We start from the raw sequence: 19,610 nt of genomic DNA on the forward strand, positions 1-19,610 counted from the left end.
TCAGCCGCGGGCGCGGGCGCGGACGCGGCCCCGCCCGCGTCCGTCCTGAGGGAGTAGACAGACCCATGGGTCAGCTCATCTACGCCGGACAACCGCTCGACCTGCACATCGACGACCGTGCGCTCACGCACCTGCAGATCGTGATCGTGAACATGCTGCGCCGCGACCACCGGTTCGTGTTCTCGTGGAAGGACGACGCCCTGCACGGCGACGGCCGGTCGACCATCTGGCTCCACCCGGACGTCAGCCTGCACTTCAAGTTCGCCGGCAGCCGCACGCCGTCGATCAACCGGTCCTGGCTCGAGGAGCTCTACGCCTCGGCAGCGTCCGGATCGGGCCTGGTGCTGACCGCCGAACCGTCGGACACGAGCGTGGGCGAGGACTCCCCGTGGTCGCGAGCCGTGGCGCCGGGCAGCACCGACGACCTGCACGAGGGCGACGACGCCCGGCACCACGACGCATAGCACTGCGATCCATCCCGCGTCAACGGGTGGTCATCATCGACGCACATCGCGTACATTCGTGAGGACCACTCCGAAGTACGGCTCCGTTCCCGGCTCAGGGCGCCGCACGGACACGGGAATCCCGGATCAGGGGATTCTCACGGACTCGAGTGGTCAGGTCGCCGCCCCGCCCGAGGATTCGGGTTCCACACGGTGGGGCGGCGACCACCCCACTCGTTCGCTGGCCGCCGCCGTGGTCAGTAGACGTCGCGCACGTACCGCTTCGCGCGGCGCAGGTCGGCCAGGTACTCCGCCGCGTCGTCGTCCCCCTTGCCGCGCTGCTCGGCGATCACCTGCAGCAGGCTCGCCTCGACGTCCTTCGCCATCCGCGACGCGTCGCCGCACACGGTGAACGTCGCCCCGTCCTCCAGCCACGCGTAGAGCTCGCGGGACTGCTCGCGCATCCGCGTCTGCACGTAGACCTTCTCGGCCTGGTCGCGCGAGAACGCCAGGTCCAGCCGCGACAGCACGCCGGACTCCTGCAGCGCCGTGAGCTCGTCGCGGTAGACGAAGTCGGTGTCGCGGTGCTGGTCGCCGAAGAACAGCCAGTTGCGCCCGGTCGCGCCACGGGCCGCGCGCTCGTGCAGGAACCCGCGGAACGGGGCGATGCCCGTGCCCGGACCGACCATCACCAGCGGGGCGTCGTCGTCCGCGGGGACGCTGAACGCGGCGTTCGGCTGCAGGTACACGCCCACCTGGTCGCCGACCGCCACCCGGTCCGCCAGGTGCGTGGACGCGACGCCGGAGTGCCGCCGGGCGACGTCGCCGTACCGCACCGACGCGATGGTCAGGTGCACGCGGCCGGGGTGCGCGAGCGGGCTGGACGAGATCGAGTACTGCCGGGCCTGCAGCGGGCGCAGGAACGGCAGCAGCGCGTCGAGTCCCGGTGCGTTCGGCTCGGCGTCGCGCAGCAGGTCCAGGACGTCCCGCCCCCACAGCCACCGGTCGAGCTCGTGCTTGTCGCCGTGCGCGACGACGGCGGCCAGCTCGCTCGACGGTGCACGCTGCACCAGGTCGGCGATCAGGTCCTTCGACGGCGTGCGGACCTCGCGGTCGTCACGCAGCAGGTCGCGGACCGTCCGGCCGTCGAACACCTCGTCGCCGGTCGCGCCGAGGTGCGCCAGCAGCTCGCCGACCAGTGCGTCGTCGTTCCGGGGCACCACCGCCAGGGCGTCCCCGGCGGCGTAGGTGATGCCGCTGTCGCCCAGGTCGAACTCGTAGTGCCGGATCTCCTTCGCGCTGCGCGGGTCGGAGAGCAGCCGGTTCTCGACCAGTCGCGCCGGGTACGGGTTGCGCTTGGTCCACTCCGAACCCGGACGGGAGGCCCGGGTCGTCCCCGCCCCGCCGGCTGCGGTCGCTCGCGTGGTCGCGGTGCCGCCGGGGGCGCCATCACCGGCCGGTGCGGTCGCGCCGGCTGGTGCGGTCGCGCCGGCTGGTGCGGTCGCGCCGGTCTCCGCGGCGATGCGGTCGAGCACCGCGGCCGTCCAGAGCGCGGCCGGGTCCTCGAAGTCGACGTCGCAGTCGACCCGTTCGTGCACCCGCGTGGCGCCGAGCTGCTCGAAGCGGGTGTCGAGGAGCTTGCCGGCCTGGCAGAACTCGTCGTAGCTGGTGTCGCCGAGACCGAGCACCGCGTACTGCAGGCCCTCGAGCCGCGGCACCGTGCTGGCCTGGATCGCGTCCCAGAACAGGCCGGCGTTGTCGGGCATCTCGCCCTCGCCGTACGTCGAGGTCACGACGAGCACGTGCGACATCGTCGCGAGCTGGTCGGGGGAGACGTCGTCGAGCGCGGTGGCCCGGCCGCCCAGACCGCGTGCGACCGCCCCGGCGACGAGCTGGTCGGCCAGGGACTCGGCGGTGCCGGTCTGGGTGCCGAACAGCACGTCGATCGTGGTGGTCGCCGCGGGCGCGGCGGTCTTCGTGCCGGCGGCGGCGATGCCCGCGATGAACCCGGCGAGCCAGGACTCCTGCGCGGCCGAGAACGGAGCGTCGACCGGGATCAGCGACCCGGTCGGGGGCAGGACGCTCATGCGGTCACCGCCTCGACGGGCGGCTGCGGGGCGCGCCGGGCGATGTCCTCGAGCGCGGCGGTCGCCAGCAGCTCGTCGAACCGGGCCGCGCGCAGGCGCCCGTCGTTCTTCGCGTTCTGATGCATGATCCAGCCGGTGGTGCCGGGTGCGTCCATGCTGCGGTTGTTCCGCTGCGTGAGCGCACGCTTGTGGTCGTCGAGTCGCTTGACGGCGATCAGGGTCGCCAGCTCTTCGTCGCTGAACCGCTCGAGGGTGCCGCGCAGGTACTTCACCACGCGCTGCTTGACGAAGAAGTCCTCGGTGAGCACCAGGTTCTTGACGGCCTCGGCCACGCGCGGGTCGGCCGGGTCCGTCGCACCGGGTACCCGCTCGAGCGCCAGGTCCTGGGCGACGCCGAGCACCGTGTACGACGACAGCAGCGAGAACATGTCCCCGCCCTGGTCGCCGAGTGCCGGGGCCCGGCCGCCCAGAACGGTGCGGCGGTCGCGGTAGTCGAGCTTGAACGCGCGGAGCTTGTCCGTCGCGGTCGAGGTCGCCAGCTCGTCGAGCAGCTCGGTGCGTGTGCTCGCCGCCGTGATCGCCTCGGCGTCCTGGGTGAGCAGGAGCGCCCGGGGCATGCCGACGTAGACGTGCGTGCGGGTCGTCGCCCAGTCGGCCAGCAGCTGCGCGGCCAGGGACGAACCGGTCGCCTCGAGGTGCCACACGAGGAGCAGCCGGGCCGCGTCCTCGTGGAAGGCACCGAGGGTGGTGTCGAGCACCGGGAAGACCAGCAGCGAGTCGGTGCTGGCGCGGTCGGTGACCTGGCCGCTCGGGTCGTACTGGTACAGGAAGCCGCCGGACATGCCGTTGCCCAGGCCCTTGCCGAAGCCGCCCAGGTTGAACACCGCACCGCCGGTCATGTACTCGCAGCCGAAGTCGCCGATGCCCTCGACGACCGCCGTGGCGCCGGAGTTCCGGACGGCGAACCGGTCGCCGGCCTCGCCCTGCACGAACGTGCGGCCGCCCGTCGCGCCGAACAGCGCGAAGTTGCCGACCAGGACGTTGCCGCCGCGCTCGGTGCTGCCGCCACCGGGTGCGCGGACGACGATGCGGCCGCCGCTCTGGCTCTTGCCGACGCCGTCGTTCGCGGTACCGGTGTGCTCGAGCGTCACGCCGTCGTTGTTGAAGACGCCGTAGGACTGCCCAGCGGACCCGCTCGTGCGGATCGTCACGGCACCGTCGACGAGCCGCCGACGTCCGCGGTCGTCGGTCGACACTGCGGGGGCGTCGGCCAGGGCCGCGGCCCCGAGCTCGTGGTTCAGGACCCGCTCGAGGTCGATGCCGAGCTGGCCGCCGACGGACTTTTCCGCGTTGCCGAGGAGCACGCCGTCGATCGTCACGCTGTGCTCGTGCCGCACGAGCAGGGCCTCGCGGATCCGCTCGATGAGCGCGTCGTCGGTGGCGTAGTCCTTCTCCAGGTACTCCGGGTCGGTGACGACCTTCTCGGGCACCTGCGCGAGCAGGTTCCGGACGTCGAGCCGTCCCACGCTCGCCGGGTGGTCGAGCAGCTGCAGCAGGTCCGTGCGGCCCCGTGCCTCGCGCAGGGACCGCAGCCCCAGCCGGGCCAGGATCTGCCGGACGTCGTGCGCGATGTTCAGCAGGTACTGCGCGAGCGCACGGGGGTCGCCCTCGAACGCCTCGGCGTTCGTGGTCAGGCCCGCCGGGCACTTCACGTTGCAGTTCTTCGCCATCACGCAGCCGAGCATCATCAGCGCGGTCGTGCCGAACTCGAACGAGTCGCCGCCGAGCAGCGCGCTCGTGACGACGTCCGACCCGGTCTGGTGCGCGCCCGAGCAACGCAGGGTGACCTTCTGGCGCAGGCCGTTCGCCACCAGGGCCTGGTGCACCTCGGCCACGCCGATCTCTGAGGAACGGCCCGCGTACTTCAGGCTCGTGACGGCCGCGGCCCCGGTGCCGCCGGTGTTGCCGGCGACGTTGATGACGTCGGCGCCGGCCTTCGCCACGCCGACCGCGATGGTGCCGATGCCCTCGGACGACACCAGCTTGACGATCACCCGGACCCGGGCGGCCTTGCAGTCGTGGATGAGCTGCGCCAGGTCTTCGATCGAGTACGTGTCGTGGTGCGGGGGCGGCGAGATGAGCTCGACGCCGGGCGTGCCACCGCGGGCAGCGGCGATGTCGACCGTGACCTTCGGCGCGGGCAGCTGACCGCCCTCGCCGGGCTTCGCACCCTGGCCGATCTTGATCTCGAGCTCCTGCAGCATCGGGTCGGCGAGGTAGCCCGCCCAGATGCCGAACCGGCCCGAGGCGAACTGCTTGATGCGCGAGCCGCGGATCGTGCCGTACCGCGAGTGGTGCTCGCCGCCCTCGCCGCTGTTCGACATGCCGCCGACCATGTTCGTGCCGTGCGCGACGGCCTCGTGCGCGGTGGCGACGAGCGCGCCGTGGCTCATCGCACCGGACGCCAGGGTCCGGGTGATCTGGTGCGCCGGCTGGACCTGGTCGAGGTCGACGCTCGCCGGCGCGCTCTGCAGCAGTGCGAGCAGGTCGGCGGCCGCGCCCGTGGCGCGGAGCGTCACCTGGTCGGCGTCGACGCTGTCGACGTCCACCTGGCCCGGGTGCAGCAGCGCGAGCCCGTCCGCCAGTGCGCGGTGGCGCTCGAGACCCAGCGACCCCGTGGACGTGAGCTGCAGGCGGAAGCGCGCCGGGCCTCCCGTCCGTGCGTCGTCGGGGTGGCCCGCCGGACGCGAGCCGAGCAGCCCCCGCACCGTGACGCTCGTGTTGCCGGTCAGCGAGAACCGGCCGAGCTCGCGGGCGAAGTCCGCGGGCTCGTCGATGCCCGTGACGTCCGCGGGCAGGGCGAGCACGTCGCGGAGTGCACTCGGACGGCGGGACCGCTCGTCGTGCGTGGTCTGCAGGAACGTCCGGTAGCCCGGCGTGATGCGGAAGTCGTCGATCTCGGAGTCGCTGAGCCGGTCGTAGCCGGTGTTCCGGTACGCGGCGTCGGTGATGCCGAACGCGTCGTCGAGCTGCCCGAGCGTGAGCAGCCGCAGCGCCTCCGGGTCGCCGGAGCGCTCGAAGGTCGGACGCTCCTCGGTCATCCCGCCGAACCCGCGGACGCTCGCGACACCGAACGAGTGCCCGGCGCCGTCCGAGCGCTCCTTGAACAGGCCGAGCAGCGGGACCTGGGCGTCGTTCTGCACGCTCCGCGCCCGCTCGTGCCACTCCGTCGCCGCCTGCGCGATGCGGGCGAAGCCGACGCCGCCGACCGGGGCGTCCATGTGCGGGAACACGGTCGCGAACAGGTCGTCGCGGGTGTCGAGGTAGTTCGGCTCGAAGAACTCGCCGCCGATGTAGCTCTCGGCAGTGCACAGGCCGACCCGGCCCATCGTCTTCGCGAGGGCCTTCTCGGCTGCCTTGCGGAAGCGCTTGAGCGCCGCGTCGGTCTCGGTCAGCTCGCCCGCCGGTGCGGCGGCGGCCGGGTACTGCTCTTCGGCGCGCAGTCGCGCGGACAGGCTGTAGACGGCCGCGGCGCCGAAGCCGAGCGCCGTCGCGACGTGGTGCGAGGACGGCAGCTGACCGCTCTCGGCGACGACCGACACCCGCAGGCGCAGACCGGTCTGGATCAGGCGCTGGTTGACCGCGGCGACGGCCAGGATCACCGGCAGGGCCGCGTGCGTCGACGACACCTCGCGGTCGGACAGCACCGCGATGCCGCCGGTGGTCCGGGCGAGACGTTCGACGGCGTCGCTGAGCGTGGTCACGGCGGCGCGCATCGCGTCGGCGTTGGCCTGCTCGTCACCGAGCACCGGGACGTAGAGCATGTCGAACCGTTCCAGCGGCACGATCGTCTGGTCGCGCAGCCGGACCATGTCCAGGTGCCCCAGGATCGGGGAGTCGACGACGAGCTGGCGGGTGGTGGACCCCGTGCCGTCCGGCTTGGCGCCGAGCGCGACCCGCATGCTCATGCCGTCGGCCTCGCGGATGGAGTCCAGCGGCGGGTTCGTCACCTGGGCGAACCGCTGCGAGAAGTACTTCGCCATGCCGCCCTCGGTGTCGCTGAGCGCGTTGATGGCGTTCCCGTAGCCCATCGCCGAGATCCGCTCCGAGCCGTTCCGCAGCATCGGGTCGAGCATGAACCGGAAGCTCTCCTGGTTCAGCGAGTACGCCACGTAGCGGCCCTGCAGCGACAGGTCGCCGTCGTAGCCGAGCGTGTTCGTCGTGCGGTCGTAGTCGGGCGCGGGCAGGTCGTCCAGGTGCACGCGCGCGGCGTCGAGCAGCGCGCCGTAGTCGCGACGGGCGGCGAGCATCGCCAGCACGTCGTCGGTGCGCATGAGCGTGCCCGTGCGGTGGTCGACGACCAGCATGCCGCCTGCCTCGATGCGGCCGCGGTGCACGACCTGGTCGTCCGCGAACGTGACCTGGCCGGCCTCGGACGACACCATCAGGTACTCGTCCGTCTGCACGGTGCGCAGCGGACGCAGCCCCAGGCGGTCGAGCCGGGCGCCCACCACGTCGCCGTCGCTGAAGATGACGGCAGCGGGACCGTCGTTCTTCTCCTCGTACAGCGAGAAGTACTCCAGCATCGCGCGGACGTCGTCCGACAGGGTGTGGTCGTTCTCCCACGCCGGCGGCATCAGGGAGACCACGGCCTCGACGATCTCGAGCTCGTCGTCGAACACGCGGCTCTGCAGGGTCTGGTCGAGGCGGCTGGAGTCGGACTGCCCGGGCGGGCGCACGATGCTGCGGGTACGGGCCTGCGCGAGCGCCTCGTCCGACAGCCGGTTCTTCCGGTCGGTGTTGAGCTCGCCGTTGTGGGCCATCAGGCGGAACGGCTGCGCCATCGTCGGGTGCGGCTCGGTGTTCGTCGAGAAGCGCGTGTGGAAGTAGAGCGTGCGGATCGCGTGCCGCGGGTCACCGAGGTCGGTGAAGTACCCGATGACCTCGCCGGAGTTCAGCCGTCCCTTGAGGACCTGCGTGCGGGCGCTGAGCGACAGCGGGTACAGGGCGGCGTGCTGGGCGTGCTCGGCGGCGGCCTGGGCGTACGCGACCGACTCCACCGCCAGCAGAGCCCGGTTGGCGGCGGCGTCGACCTGGGCGCGGGTCCAGTCCTGGGGAGCGCGGAAGACCCACTGCACGATCGGCAGCTGGTACTGCTCGGCCTCGGGGCGCGCGACGGTGTGGTCGACCGGGACGTCGCGGACGAGCAGGACCTCGAAGCCCTGGTCGGTGATGGCTTCGGTGACCGTCTGGATCGCGGTTGCACGGTCGGTGCTCGCCTGGTCCGTGCCCGCCTGGTCCGTGCTCGGCACGAAGCAGTTCGCGACGCCGAAGTGGCCGGCGCGCAGGGTCTCGCCGGTCAGCGCGCTGAAGAACGCCACCGACAGGTCGACGCTGACGCCCGCGCCGTCACCGACGCCCTCGGCCGACTTGCCCCCGCGGTGCGGGATCGAGCACAGCGCCTCGTCGCCCTTGACGATGACGTCGTGGCTCGGGGTGCCGTCCAGGCGCGTGATGAAGCCGACCCCGCAGTCGGAGGATTCGCGGGCAGGGTCGTAGAGACCGAAGGGGGAGGGGTTCACGAGCGTGTCCAGTGGAGCGTGTGCCGGCAGCGGACGACGGAGGCTGCAACGGTGGAGCGCTCGCCGCGGGCGGACCGGTGGTGACAGTCGGGCCCTGTGGGGTGGTGGTGCGGTGAGGCGATGCTACGGGTTGGTATACCGCCGCCGCAACACCGCGGCGCCGGTCCGTGCTCCGCAGTTCGCGAGACGGACCGGCGCCGGTCGTGTCGGGGGTCGGGACGGGGTGCCGTCGGGGTGTTGCTGGGGCGGTGCCGGGGTGGTTGCGCACGGTGCTCGGTTCGTCGGCCGTGCGCCGTTCGCGGCCCGGTGCGAGGGTGTTTCCGCGCACGGGGCCGTCGACCTCGCACGGGCCGCGAAGCGCGCACCGTGCTCACGCGCACGTGCCCACGAAGCGCGCACCGTGCTCACGCGCACGTGCCCGCGAAGCTCGCACCGTGCTCGCTCCGCCCGAGCCTGCCCTGGTCAGCGGCCCGCGTCGTCGTGCACGGGCAGCACCTCGGTCGTCGCCTCGGCGGCCGGGGTCGTGCCGGGGCGGATGAGCTCCGGCCGACGACGCGTCCGGAAGACCCAGGCCTTGAACAACACGAACCGCACGAGCGTCGCGAGCAGGTTGGCGCCGGTGAGCACGGCGATCTCCGCACCGTGCGAGGCGCCCGGCGTGGTGGCGTGCAACACGACCAGCGCTCCCGACGTGATGGCCCACGCAATGCCGAACACCACCAGGCCCTGCACCTGGTGCATGCCTGCTCCCGCCCGACCGCGGACCCCGAAGGTGATTCGACGGTTCAGCGCGGTGTTCCCGACCGCGGTGACGAGCAGCGCGAAGAAGTCCGCCGTCTGTGCGCCGATGGCGGGGCGGAACAGCGCGTACAGCACCGCGAAGGCGATGGTCGACGCGATGCCGATCGCGCCGAACCGCAGGACCTGCCCGAGGATCCCGACGTGTGGCGTCGTGAACGGCTGGCGGCCGATCGCCTGGTACACCGGGGCGACCGGGATCCGGCCGGTCGCCAGTCCACGGGACACCCGCCACATCCCGCGCAGGTCCTCGGTGGCGGTGGAGGTGATGTCGACCGATGAGTTCACGTCGTCGATCCAGTCCACGGGGACCTCGTGCACCCGCAGCCCCGCGTGCTCCGCCAGCACGAGCATCTCGGTGTCGAAGAACCACGCGTCGTCCTCGCACAGCGGCAGGACGTGCTCCGCCGCCTGCCGGGTGATCGCCTTGAAGCCGCACTGTGCGTCCGAGAACGACACCCCCATCGTGGTCCGCAGCAGCAGGTTGTACGAGCGTGAGATGAACTCCCGCTTGCCGCCGCGGACCACCCGCGACGAGCCGGCCAGGCGCGTGCCGATCGCCAGGTCCGAGTGCCCGGACAGCAGCGGCGCGACGAGGGGCTCCAGCGCGGCGAGGTCCGTCGACAGGTCCTCGTCCACGTAGACGAGCACCCGGGCCGGGGACGCACCCCACACGGCCTTCAGCGCTCGGCCGCGGCCCTTCTCGGGCAGGTGGACGGCGTGCACCTCGGAGAGCATCGCGGCGAGGTCGTCGGCGATGCGCGCGGTGTCGTCCGTCGAGGCGTTGTCGGCGATCGTGATGCGCCAGCGCTGTGGGAACGTCGCCCGGCAGAACGTGTGCAGTCGCCGGACGTGTGCCGCCAGCGTGTCCTGTTCGTTGTAGCAGGGGACGACGATGTCGATGTCGAGGGTGGGGTTCGTCTCCGTCATGCTGCCGATGCTCGGCAGCGCGGCCATGCGGACCGGAGCACGCCCCTGTGGTGGCGGTAAGAACGTCCTCGGTGGTCAGGACACCTGTCGGCGCCGGCCGGCCTCGGACCGCAGCACCCGCATCAGGATGTCGGTCCGGGTGGCACTCGCCCCGACCGGCGAGCCGAGTGCCCGCCGGCAGGAGAGCCCGAGCCGGGCGCCGCCGGCTCCTCGGATCCCCAGCGCCCAGGCGCTCTGGCCGGTGAGGGTCTTCCGCTCCTCCGGCTCGAAGTCGTCGATCTGCTCCCACGTGATCTCGGCCACCGGTTCGGCGCGTGCACCGTCCCACGCGTGCAGCCCGATCGCGTCGGCCGTCCACAGGCGCGGTTGGTCGCCGCGCTCGACGGGCACCCCGAACGTCGGCAGTTCACCCCGGTAGGCCCGGCTCACCGGCACGAACAGGCTCGGCTGCTCGGTCCACGCGCGGGCACGGGCGACGGCGGCACGATCCGCACGGCGCAGGACCCACCCGCCGACGGCGAGCCCGAGCGCCAGGACGACGCAGAACCACGGCAGGGGTGCGAACCGCGGGAGCAGCAGGATCCCGCCGACCAGCCCGGCCGCCCCGAGCAGCGACGTGCCCACCGCGGCCTTCCCCAGGCGGGGGAACGCCCCGCTGCGCAGCTGCTGGACCCAGGGTTCGCGTTCGTACGGCACACCCCGAGCCTGGCAGACGACTTCCCCTCGTGTTCACCCGCGTCGCGGACGGCCGGGTGGACCGATCGGTACACTGCGAAGCGCGACACTCGTCGGACAGGACGACGGGTGCTGACGAGGGGGCACCGTGGCCGGACCGGACGACGTCCATCGTTCATCGACGCTGCTGCCCGGCGAACGACTGGGTCTCGGCCTCGACGACCGCTCGGACGACTTCGCCCGATTGCTCCTGGCACCGCCGCTCGACGGCATCCGGCCCGCAGGTCACGACTGGCTGCGTGAGCGCTACGCCGAGATCGTCCCCGTGGTCCTGCCCGCTGCGCTGCACGCCGTCGAACACGGCACACCGGTCGCCTCCGAGGCCCTGTCGGCACTCCGCGCCCTCGCCGCCGACCGGGCGACCGATCCGCGGGTCGACGTCGCCGTCGCGTTGCGTGGGGCCGTGCCGGCGCTGCGCGTCTTCACGCTGGTGATGCGGACCGCCACGCAGGAGCACCCGGGACGCGCGATGCTCGCGATGGGCCGCGCCTCGCTCGTCGCACACGAACTCGGGACGTGCTGGTTCGAGGCCTGGGCGCAGCAGCGACGGCGGACGCCGGGCATCGACGACACCGACACGGACGTCGAGCTCGTGGCAGCCGTGCCCGGACTCGACGAGACCGAGGAGCAGATGCTGGCGCTCGCCGCGCAGGGGTTGTCGAACGACGCGATCGCGAAGGAGACCGCCTACAGCCGGCAGGCCGTCGCCTGGCACCTCGGGCGGCTCATGCGCGCGTGCGGTGCGCCGAACCGGACGGCACTCGTCTCCGTCGCCTTCGTCCGGGGCTGGCTCCGCTCACGGTCCGGTCGACACGGCGACACCCCCTGAGGCCCGCGGGCCCCAGGGGGTGTCGGTCGTGCGGTGTGGTCAGCCGCCGTTGACGCTGATGACGTTGTCGGTCCGGACGATGTTGCCGAACGCGCCCCAGTTCAGCCAGCCGCCGTCACCGTTGTTGGTGATCTTGCCGGGGCCCTTGAACCAGTAGATGACGTAGTTGCCGCCCTTGATGTCGATCGACTGGGCGTCCGCGACGTCACCCTCGACCGTGATGTCCTGGTTCTTGTTCACCACGGCGACCGTCAGGCGGTCCGGGTTGCCGGCGTTCCAGTAGCCGACGTCGAGCGCAGCCTGCACGGCGCCGCCCCGGTCGCTCTGGTCGTTCACGGCGTCCTTGATCGCGTTGACGATCGCGACCGGGTCGAGGTTGACGTTGACGTTCCCGCTGCCGCCGACGCTGCTCGAGGCGGACGCGGTCGGTGCGGGCTCAGCGGCCTGCGCCGGGGCTGCGACGAGCGCTCCGGCGATCATCGCGCCGCCGAGGGCGGTGCCGGCGAGGGTCTTCACGGTCTTCGACGTGAACGAGTTCATGATCTTGATCCCATCTCTGCAGTGGTGGCCTGTGTGGCCGTCGTGCTCGGACATGACCCATCCTGCGAGCGCTGGGGGCCGGACGCACGCGATCGGCCCGGACGTTGGACGATCGTCTGAAACCCGTGCCGGGCCTCCCGGTTCGCCGCCCGTTCCCACCCGCCGAGTGGCATGCTGCCGCCCCGTCCCCGCGCGGGTCAGGACGCGGGCAGGGACACCGTGAACGCCGTGCGCCCGGGCTCGGACGACACCCGGACCGTCCCGCCGTGCGACTCGACGACCGCGCGGACGATCGCCAGCCCGAGCCCGCTGGTGCCGTGCTCGCGGGATCGCGACGCCTCGCCCCGGGTGAACCGGTCGAACAGCGTCGGCAGGGCGGCGTCCGGGATCACCGGTCCGTCGTTGGTCACGACGAACACCGCACCGGAGGCCGTGGTGCGCCGCAGGGACACGACCACGGTGGTCTCGGGTGGCGTGTGCGTCCGGGCGTTCGCGAGCAGGTTCGTCACGACCCGCCGCAGCTGCGCCGCGTCGCCCGGCACCACGACCGGCTCGTCGTCGACCTGCAGCTCCCACCGGTGGTCCGGAGCGGTGGCGCGAGCGTCCATCGTCGCTTCGACGACCACGGACGTCAGGTCGACCGGGTCCGTCGCGGCGGGTGCCGGACCGGCGGCGAGCGCTGCCGAGTCGAGCCGGGCCAGCAGCAGCAGTTCCTCGACCAGGGCGCCCATCCGGACGGCCTCGTGCCCGATGCGTTCGACGTTGCGGTGGACGGCGTCGAGGTCGCTCGTGCTCGACGACAGCTCGGCGTAGGCGCGCACGGTGGCGATCGGCGTCCGGAGTTCGTGCGAGGCATCGGCGACGAAGGTGCGCATGCCCGACTCGGCGTCGCGGCGGACGGTGAGCGCGCGGCCGACGTGCCCGAGCAGCCGGTTCAGGGCCGTCCCGACGGCGCCGACCTCGCGGTTGCTGCTGAGGTCGGCCGTGGCGACGCGCACGGTGATGTCGGTGTCGCCGCGCTCGAGGTCGAGCGAGGTCACGCTCGACGCCACCGCCGCGACGTGCTCCAGGGGACGGAGCGACCGCCGCACGAGCATCGCGCCCGCCCACACGGCGACGAGCAGCCCGACGAGCGTGACGCTCCCGATGACGACCACGAGCCGCACGATCGAGGCCCGCAGGTCACCGAGGGGCAGCGCGGTGACGAACACGTCGCCGTCCGAACCGACGGCCTCGGCGCGGTAGGTCCCGAGCGACCCGAGCGTCACCGTGACCGGCTCGCCGTCGGTGGCGACGGTCGCCAGGGTCCGCTCCTGCGCCGCGCTCAGGCCGTGCTGCTGTCCCTTCGCGTCGGTGTACCCGGCGAGCACGGTGCTGCTGCCGCGGAAGATCGCCACGACGGTGTCGGCAGACTGCCCGGGCGCACCGATGAACGCGTTGCCCGGATCCGGACGGTCCGACGACGACCCCGAGTCCGACGACGACCCCGACCCCGACCCCGACCCGGACGAGGACCCGGACCCCGGCGGCGGCTGCCCGTCACCCGGCCCCATCGTCCGGCTCGCAGCGGTCGCGAGCTCGGCGTCCAACCGCCCGACCAGGTACCCCCGGTAGGCCACCACCGTCACGATCCCGACCACGACGTTCGTCAGGACCAGCAGCAGCGCCACCGCCCCGACGATCCGCCACCGCAGCGACGGCACGCGCGCCGAGCGGCCCCTCACGGCGTCGCCGGCCGCAGCACGTACCCGGCGCCCCGGACGGTGTGCACGAGCGGCGAGCGTCCCGCGTCGACCTTGCGCCGCAGGTACGACACGTACATGTCCACCAGGTTGGACGACGACCCGAAGTCCATGCCCCAGACGTTCGCCAGCAGGTGCTCCCGCGACAGCACCCGGTTCGCGTTCCGCGCCAGGTGGCGCAGCAGCTCGAACTCGGTCGGGGTCAGCTCGATGGCCTCGCCGCCCCGGGTGACCGTCCGCGCGTCCTCGTCGAGCACCAGGTCGCCGACGGTGATCCCCACGGATGCGGTCGCCGCCACGCGGGCCGAGGTCCGGGCCAGGATCCGCGCCCGGACCAGCAGCTCGGCGACCCCGAACGGCTTGGTCAGGTAGTCGTCGCCGCCCCGGGTCAGGCCGGCCAACCGGTCCTCGGACGAGTCCCGGGCGGTCAGGAACAGCACCCGGACGTCGTCCCGGGCATCCCGCAGCCGCTCCAGCACCTGGAACCCGTCCAGGTCCGGCAGCATCACGTCGAGCACGATGACGTCGGGCTGGAACTCGCGCGCCGCGAACAGCACGTCCCGACCGCGGTGCACGGCACGCACCGACCAGCCGTCCGCCTCGAACGCCTGGCGGACGGCGTCGGCGAGGGCGTGCTCGTCGTCGACGACGAGGGCACGGACGGGCGAGCCGTCGGTGCGCTGGAGCGGCTGGTCGGACATCGCGCCGAGCCTACTTCGCGACGGTCAGGTCGTAGACGGTCTGACCGCCGACGGTCGTCGACGAGTAGTTCGCGGCCACCCACTCCTTGATCGCCGACGCCGTGGAGGACCCGCCACCCATCCCGCCGCCGTTGCCCGAGGCGATGTAGTACGCGATCTTGCCCTCGGCGACGTACGCCTTGAACTCGGCCAGCGTCGGGGTCGGGTCGCTCGACCAGCCGCCGATCGCCATCACGGGGGTGTTGCTGTCGAGTTCCAGCTGGGCGGCGGACTGTGATCCGTCCACCGCGGCGGCCCAGGTCGCGTCGGTCTGCGCGAGCAGCTTGGTCAGCGCGGTCGAGGTCGTCGCGCTGCCACCGCCCACGCCGCCACCGTCGGTCGCCTGGTCGCCACCACCGGACGGGAGGCCCGTCCCCGACTCCGTCCCGGAGGTCCCGGTGCCGGGCGCCTCGCCGTCGGTGCCACCCGGCATCTCGCCGGAGGTCCCGCTGGGCGGGGTGCCACCGTCCGGCGGCGTGCCGCCGGGACCCTGCTGGGTGCCGCTGTCGGAGCCGTCGCTCTCGGTGCCGGTGGCCGATCCGCCGGGGCCACCCGAGCCTCCCGGCATGCCGCCGCCCATCCCGCCACCGGAGGATCCGGACGGACCAACGCTCGGGATCGAGCCGGAGTGCGCCACCGTGGTGGTGGCGAACGCGTAGGCGGTGGTGCCGGTGAGTCCGAACAGGGTGCCGGCCAGCACGCCGACAGTCACGAGCTTGCGGAGGGACGGGATGCTCCCCACGATGATCGCGACGGCGGACAGCAGGCCACCGGCGAGCATCACCCAGCGCAGCCACGGCAGCCACGTCGGGTTCTCGTTGAGCAGGCACCAGCCCCAGAAGGCCGTGCTGCCCACCATGGCGGCCAGACCGAGGCGACCGGTCATCCGGGTGCGAGCCCGCCAGAGCAGGGCGCCGCCGGTGCCGACCAGGCCGGCGATCGCCGGGACGAGCGCGACCGTGTAGTACGGGTGGATCGTGCCGGACATGTACGAGAACACCAGCCCGGTGACCAGCAGCCAACCGCCCCACAGCACCAGACCCGCGCGTGCCGGATCGGCCACGTGACGCCGTCCGACGACGACCAGGCCGAGCACGAGCGCGATCAGCGCCGCGGGCAGCAGCCACGAGATCTCCAGACCCATCTCGGACGAGAACAGGCGGTTCAGTCCGGTGCTGCCGCCGAAGGACGAACCCGCGGTGCCGCCGGTCATGCCGCCGCCCCCGCCGCCGTTGCCCGAGCCACCGAAGATCCGGCCCAGGCCGTTGTAGCCGAACACCAGGTCGAACACGGTGTTGTTCGTCGAACCGCCGATATACGGGCGGGCGTCGGCGGGCCACAGCCACACGGCGACGACCCACCAGCCGGCCGCGACGACGAGCGACCCGGCAGCGATCAGCAGCCCGACGATGCGCTTCGGCACGGTGGTGCGGGCGGCGACCAGGTACACCAGGCCGAACGCCGGCAGGACCAGAAGCCCCTGCAGCATCTTCGTCAGGAACGCGAACCCGAGCGCGACACCGGCCAGGGCGATCCACCGCCAGCTGCCGCGGGGGAGTGCGCGCACGGTGCAGTACGCGCCGGCGGTCATCAGCAGCACCAGCAGTGCGTCCGGGTTGTCGAAGCGGAACATCAGCGCCGCCGCCGGGGTCGCTGCGACGACGAACCCGGCGAGCAGGGCGCCGACGTTCGCGGTCGTCGACCCGAGCCGGGCCAGGGTGCGGCGGACCGTGCCCCACACCAGCGCGACCGACCCGACGGCCATCAGCGCCTGGGGCAGCAGCAGGCTGGTGCTCGAGAAGCCGAACAGCCGGGCGGACAGCACCATCACCCACAGCGACGCGGGCGGCTTGTCCACCGTGATGAAGTTCGACGAGTCGAGCGAGCCGAAGAAGAACGCTTCCCACGACTTCGTGCCGGCCTGCACGGCGGCGGCGTAGAAGCTGTTCGCGTACCCGGACATGCTGAGGTCCCAGCAGTACACGACGGCGGTGACGACGAGCAGCAGCCAGAACGCCGGGCGGAGCCAGCGGGCGTCGGTGCGCTCGCCGAGGAAGAGCCGGGGGACGGCTCGGCGACGCGTGGGCGCTCCCGGGTGCGCACGGTCGCGACGGTCGGTCACGGGGATCGGGTACGTGGTCATGGCAGTGAGCCTCCGGGGTGTTCCCCGAACGGCCCCATGCGTCACCTGTGCGCCGGGTAAGGAGCTGCGCGGGGGCGTCTGCGCGCGGTCCCGACCCGTCTCGTGCGACCTTGGCCGCCTGGAGCGCGGTTGTTTCCTCGCACCAGGCGATCAACCTCGCACCGGAGATCAACCGCGCACGGTGCGAGCCCAGCGAACCTCGCACCGTGCGACCGTCAGGCGTACCGGCGCGCTGCCCGGAGTGCCGCGTCCGTGTACGACCCGCCGAACAGCAGCACGTGCAGCAGCAGCGGCGCCAGCTGGTGCAGCTCGACGCGCTCCTGCCACCCCGCCGCCAGCCGGGACTCGGCGTCGTACGCCGCCAGCACGGTCTCGAGCCGGGGCAGTCCGAACAGCGCCAGCAGTGCCAGGTCCGTCTCGGCGTGCCCACCGTGCGGTGTCGCGTCGATCAGCACCGCCCCGGTCGGCTCGGACGCATCGCGCGGCCACAGCACGTTCCCCGCCCACAGGTCGCCGTGCAGTCGCGCCGGACCGTCCCCGACCAGCGCGGGCTGCGGGGAGCCGAGCGTGCCGTCCTCCAGTCGGTCGGCGACACGTTCGAACACCGCGGCCTCGGAGCCGTCGTACCCGCCCGCGTCGACGATGCGCTGCACGAAGTCGCGGATCCGGTACTCCGCGAAGAACTCGCCCCACGTGTCGGGTGCGTCGACCGCGGGCACGAAGGGCGTCCGCGACCGCCCGACGCGCATCGACCCGACCGCCGGGAACCCGGGCGACGGGGCTCCCCAGTGCGCGGCTCCGGCGGCGTGGGTGTGCGCCAGGGACCGGCCGAAGCGCTCCGCCTGGGCCGTCGACGGCGCGGTGTCGGAGACGAACTCCAGCTCGAGCACGGTCGGCCGCGGTCGTCCGAGCACCCGGGCGATGCGGGTGCCACCGTCTGGTTCGGCCTCGGCGAGCCACTCCAGGCCGGCGGCTTCGGCAGCTGCCTCGTTCGGGTCGGTGAAGGTCTTCACGTAGGTCTCGGCCATCACCCCATCCTGCCGAGGACCCCTGCACGCCGGGTCAGCACCGGTGGTCGTCGTTCCCGATCGCCGCGAGGTGCGCGCGGACGCGGTTCGCGAACACCGGGCATCCGGCGTCATGGAGCGCTGCCACCAGCGCCTCGGCCGGATGCGATGTCCGCGTTGCCCAGTACTCGACCTGCTGCAGGCACACGTCTCGAACGGCGGCTGGAGCCATGTCGTCGATGCGGGTGAAGAACGCGTCGCACCCGGACACGAGGTAGTGGGACTGCGGGGCAGCAGCGAGGCCGCGGTCCTGTGTGAGCAGGACGTCTGCGCGACAGGCGACGGCGGCCGCGTGGACGTGTCGGTCATCGGGGTCGTTGCCCGCGTACGGCACGGTCGCGTCGAAGTCGTCGACCAGTTCGTCGATCGACGCGAGGACGGCTGCACGCAGCCGTGTCACCGCACCACCCGGGCGTTCGGGGTGGAGCCGACGCAGCGTGCGCAGGACCTCGGCGAGGACGTCTTCAGTCGTGTGGAGCTGGAAGAGCCCGTCGACCCGTGCTCGGAGCAGGCAGGTCCAGTCGCGGAGGGTCCGGCTGCACAGCACGTTCGCGTCCACGAACACACGCTGATGCATCACATATCGAGCGTACCGTCCGCGCCTCGGTCAGTCGAAGGCCTCGCCGGCGACCAAGAGCTCGTGCGTCGCGGCAGCCCGTGCGATCTGGCGATCACGACGGAGCGCGAAGACATCGTCGCGGACGAGTCGGTGGTGCGACCCGACCTTGTGTGCGGAGATCTCCCCACGACCGATCATCTTCATCAGTGTCGGCCGTGAGACACCGAGCAGGTCGGCCGCAACAGTGGTCGAGAGTTCGCGCGGCAAGGCCATCGCGGTGACCGCAGCGCCCGTGCTCAGTGCCTCTATGGCCTGTGTGACGACGTCGACGAGCGCGCTCGGCAGCTGCACGGTCCGGTCATCGTCGAACACGGCGTGCATCGAGGCGATGTGTCGCGAGGTCGACGCCGTCACGAACTCCTGTGCAGACGACTGCACCGCCTGGTCCACGGCAATCCGCCGACGCTCGGTCGTCACAGTCTCCATCGTGCCTCCGCTCTCGTGTGCTGAGCTCGACGGTACGCCAGTTGCACTTGTGAGTGCAACCCCTCACACCGCGTCGACGAGTGCCCTCGCGAGCGGGTGCCAGGGCCGCGAGGACGGCCCGCTCAGCACCAGCGTCCGCACGAGTCGGGGCTCGGTCGGCACCATCACCAGGTCGTCGGGCAGCATCACCCTGCCGAGCGTCGGCACGATCGACACCCCCTCGCCCCGCTGGATCATGCCGAACATCGTGCTCATCTCGCGCACCCGGTGGGCGTACCGGAACGGCTGCCCCGCGATCTCGTGCATGCGCTGGATCTGGTACTCGCACCCGCCGCCGCCGGCGACCAGTCCGTCCTCGTGCAGGTCGTCGAGCGTCAGGGCCGCGGCGTCGGCGAGCGGGTGGTCACGACGCACGACGGCGGCCATCTCGTCGGTGGCGACGACCACCCCACCCGCAGGCATCGTCGCGGGGTCGACGAGCACGGCGGCGTCCACGGTGCCGGCTTCGAGCCAGTCGGGCATCTCGTCGTCGTCGCCCTCGTAGACCTGCACGTCGACGTCGGGCAGGGTCACCGCCCACACCTCGCGCAGCCGCGGCAGCAGGCCCTGGCACACGGTCGGGACGGCGGCGAGACGCACGGTGCCGCGCGCCGTACCGGGCCGGACCACGGCCTCCAGGGCGTCGACCGAGGCGATCGCGTTGCGGGCGTGACCGAGCAGGCGGTCGCCGAGCGGGGTCGGGACGGCGGCGGTGCCGCGCTGCAGGACGGGACCGCCGAGCTCGCGCTCGAGCCCCGCGACGGCGTGCGAGACGGCCGACTGACCGACGCCGAGCGACCGAGCGGCGGCGGTGAACGAGCCGCTGTCGACGGTGGTCACCAGGGCCCGGAGCTGTGCGATCGTGACGGACATGCGTACTCCTCATGGGT

14 protein-coding genes are annotated in these 19,610 nt (G+C 72.4%); 2 read left to right on the top strand and 12 right to left on the bottom strand.

Annotation, left to right across the window (positions count from 1 at the left end; translation table 11 throughout):
- Positions 1-65: 65 nt before the first annotated feature.
- Positions 66-464, top strand: coding sequence for a DUF7882 family protein (locus ACLBWP_RS05275; protein WP_447654367.1), 399 nt, complete (start codon positions 66-68; stop codon positions 462-464).
- Positions 465-700: 236 nt separating this feature from the next.
- Here ACLBWP_RS05275 and ACLBWP_RS05280 read toward each other — a convergent pair whose 3' ends face one another.
- The 4 genes from ACLBWP_RS05280 to ACLBWP_RS05295 all read right to left on the bottom strand — a co-directional run bounded on the left by ACLBWP_RS05280 (position 701) and on the right by ACLBWP_RS05295 (position 10,536).
- Positions 701-2,530: a sulfite reductase subunit alpha gene (locus ACLBWP_RS05280; protein ID WP_447654368.1), complete on the bottom strand. Its 1,830-nt coding sequence runs from the start codon at positions 2,528-2,530 to the stop codon at positions 701-703.
- A complete protein-coding gene (locus ACLBWP_RS05285) occupies positions 2,527-8,112 on the bottom strand; it encodes a glutamate synthase-related protein (RefSeq protein ID WP_447654369.1) in 5,586 nt (1,861 codons plus the stop codon). The genes ACLBWP_RS05280 and ACLBWP_RS05285 overlap by 4 nt, the downstream gene beginning before the upstream one ends.
- A gap of 462 nt (positions 8,113-8,574) precedes the next feature.
- The gene (locus ACLBWP_RS05290) at positions 8,575-9,840 is read right to left on the bottom strand and encodes a glycosyltransferase (protein WP_447654370.1); all 1,266 of its coding nucleotides are present in this window, start codon (positions 9,838-9,840) and stop codon (positions 8,575-8,577) included.
- 75 nt (positions 9,841-9,915) lie between these two features.
- The gene (locus ACLBWP_RS05295; protein WP_447654371.1) at positions 9,916-10,536 is read right to left on the bottom strand and encodes a hypothetical protein; all 621 of its coding nucleotides are present in this window, start codon (positions 10,534-10,536) and stop codon (positions 9,916-9,918) included.
- Positions 10,537-10,663: 127 nt separating this feature from the next.
- Here ACLBWP_RS05295 and ACLBWP_RS05300 point away from each other — a divergent pair, with 127 nt between their 5' ends.
- Positions 10,664-11,404, top strand: a complete 741-nt coding sequence (locus ACLBWP_RS05300) for a helix-turn-helix transcriptional regulator (RefSeq protein WP_447654372.1) — start codon at positions 10,664-10,666, stop codon at positions 11,402-11,404.
- A 39-nt stretch (positions 11,405-11,443) separates the two neighbouring features.
- On the opposite strand, the gene ACLBWP_RS05305 is transcribed toward ACLBWP_RS05300, so the two are convergent.
- From ACLBWP_RS05305 to ACLBWP_RS05340, 8 genes are all read right to left on the bottom strand, one after another.
- Positions 11,444-11,998, bottom strand: a complete 555-nt coding sequence (locus tag ACLBWP_RS05305) for a hypothetical protein (RefSeq protein ID WP_447654373.1) — start codon at positions 11,996-11,998, stop codon at positions 11,444-11,446.
- Between the two features lie 143 nt (positions 11,999-12,141).
- Positions 12,142-13,668 carry a sensor histidine kinase gene (locus tag ACLBWP_RS05310; RefSeq protein WP_447654374.1) on the bottom strand — a complete coding sequence of 509 codons (1,527 nt, stop codon included), beginning with the start codon at positions 13,666-13,668 and terminating at the stop codon, positions 12,142-12,144.
- Positions 13,665-14,387 carry a response regulator transcription factor gene (locus ACLBWP_RS05315; protein ID WP_243562663.1) on the bottom strand — a complete coding sequence of 241 codons (723 nt, stop codon included), beginning with the start codon at positions 14,385-14,387 and terminating at the stop codon, positions 13,665-13,667. The genes ACLBWP_RS05310 and ACLBWP_RS05315 overlap by 4 nt, the downstream gene beginning before the upstream one ends.
- Before the next feature lie 10 nt (positions 14,388-14,397).
- Entirely contained in the window at positions 14,398-16,569 is a 2,172-nt protein-coding gene (locus tag ACLBWP_RS05320) for an ArnT family glycosyltransferase (RefSeq protein ID WP_447654375.1), read from the bottom strand.
- 215 nt (positions 16,570-16,784) lie between these two features.
- Positions 16,785-17,597 (bottom strand): fructosamine kinase family protein, encoded by an 813-nt coding sequence (locus ACLBWP_RS05325; RefSeq protein ID WP_243562660.1) that lies wholly within the window; start codon positions 17,595-17,597, stop codon positions 16,785-16,787.
- A gap of 34 nt (positions 17,598-17,631) precedes the next feature.
- The gene (locus tag ACLBWP_RS05330; RefSeq protein ID WP_447654837.1) at positions 17,632-18,213 is read right to left on the bottom strand and encodes a PIN domain-containing protein; all 582 of its coding nucleotides are present in this window, start codon (positions 18,211-18,213) and stop codon (positions 17,632-17,634) included.
- Positions 18,214-18,243: 30 nt separating this feature from the next.
- Positions 18,244-18,672: an excisionase family DNA-binding protein gene (locus ACLBWP_RS05335; RefSeq protein WP_447654376.1), complete on the bottom strand. Its 429-nt coding sequence runs from the start codon at positions 18,670-18,672 to the stop codon at positions 18,244-18,246.
- Between the two features lie 72 nt (positions 18,673-18,744).
- The gene (locus ACLBWP_RS05340) at positions 18,745-19,593 is read right to left on the bottom strand and encodes a LysR family transcriptional regulator (protein WP_447654377.1); all 849 of its coding nucleotides are present in this window, start codon (positions 19,591-19,593) and stop codon (positions 18,745-18,747) included.
- Positions 19,594-19,610: the final 17 nt, after the last annotated feature.

The organism is Microbacterium sp. M1A1_1b, from assembly GCF_053345565.1.

Coding starts and splice junctions, on each gene's coding strand:
- ACLBWP_RS05330 (WP_447654837.1), bottom strand. CDS start 18,213: ATGCATCAGCGTGTGTTCGTGGACGCGAACGTGCTGTGCAGCCGGACC.
- ACLBWP_RS05315 (WP_243562663.1), bottom strand. CDS start 14,387: ATGTCCGACCAGCCGCTCCAGCGCACCGACGGCTCGCCCGTCCGTGCC.
- ACLBWP_RS05275 (WP_447654367.1), top strand. CDS start 66: ATGGGTCAGCTCATCTACGCCGGACAACCGCTCGACCTGCACATCGAC.
- ACLBWP_RS05340 (WP_447654377.1), bottom strand. CDS start 19,593: ATGTCCGTCACGATCGCACAGCTCCGGGCCCTGGTGACCACCGTCGAC.
- ACLBWP_RS05290 (WP_447654370.1), bottom strand. CDS start 9,840: ATGACGGAGACGAACCCCACCCTCGACATCGACATCGTCGTCCCCTGC.
- ACLBWP_RS05325 (WP_243562660.1), bottom strand. CDS start 17,597: ATGGCCGAGACCTACGTGAAGACCTTCACCGACCCGAACGAGGCAGCT.
- ACLBWP_RS05280 (WP_447654368.1), bottom strand. CDS start 2,530: ATGAGCGTCCTGCCCCCGACCGGGTCGCTGATCCCGGTCGACGCTCCG.
- ACLBWP_RS05305 (WP_447654373.1), bottom strand. CDS start 11,998: ATGTCCGAGCACGACGGCCACACAGGCCACCACTGCAGAGATGGGATC.
- ACLBWP_RS05320 (WP_447654375.1), bottom strand. CDS start 16,569: ATGACCACGTACCCGATCCCCGTGACCGACCGTCGCGACCGTGCGCAC.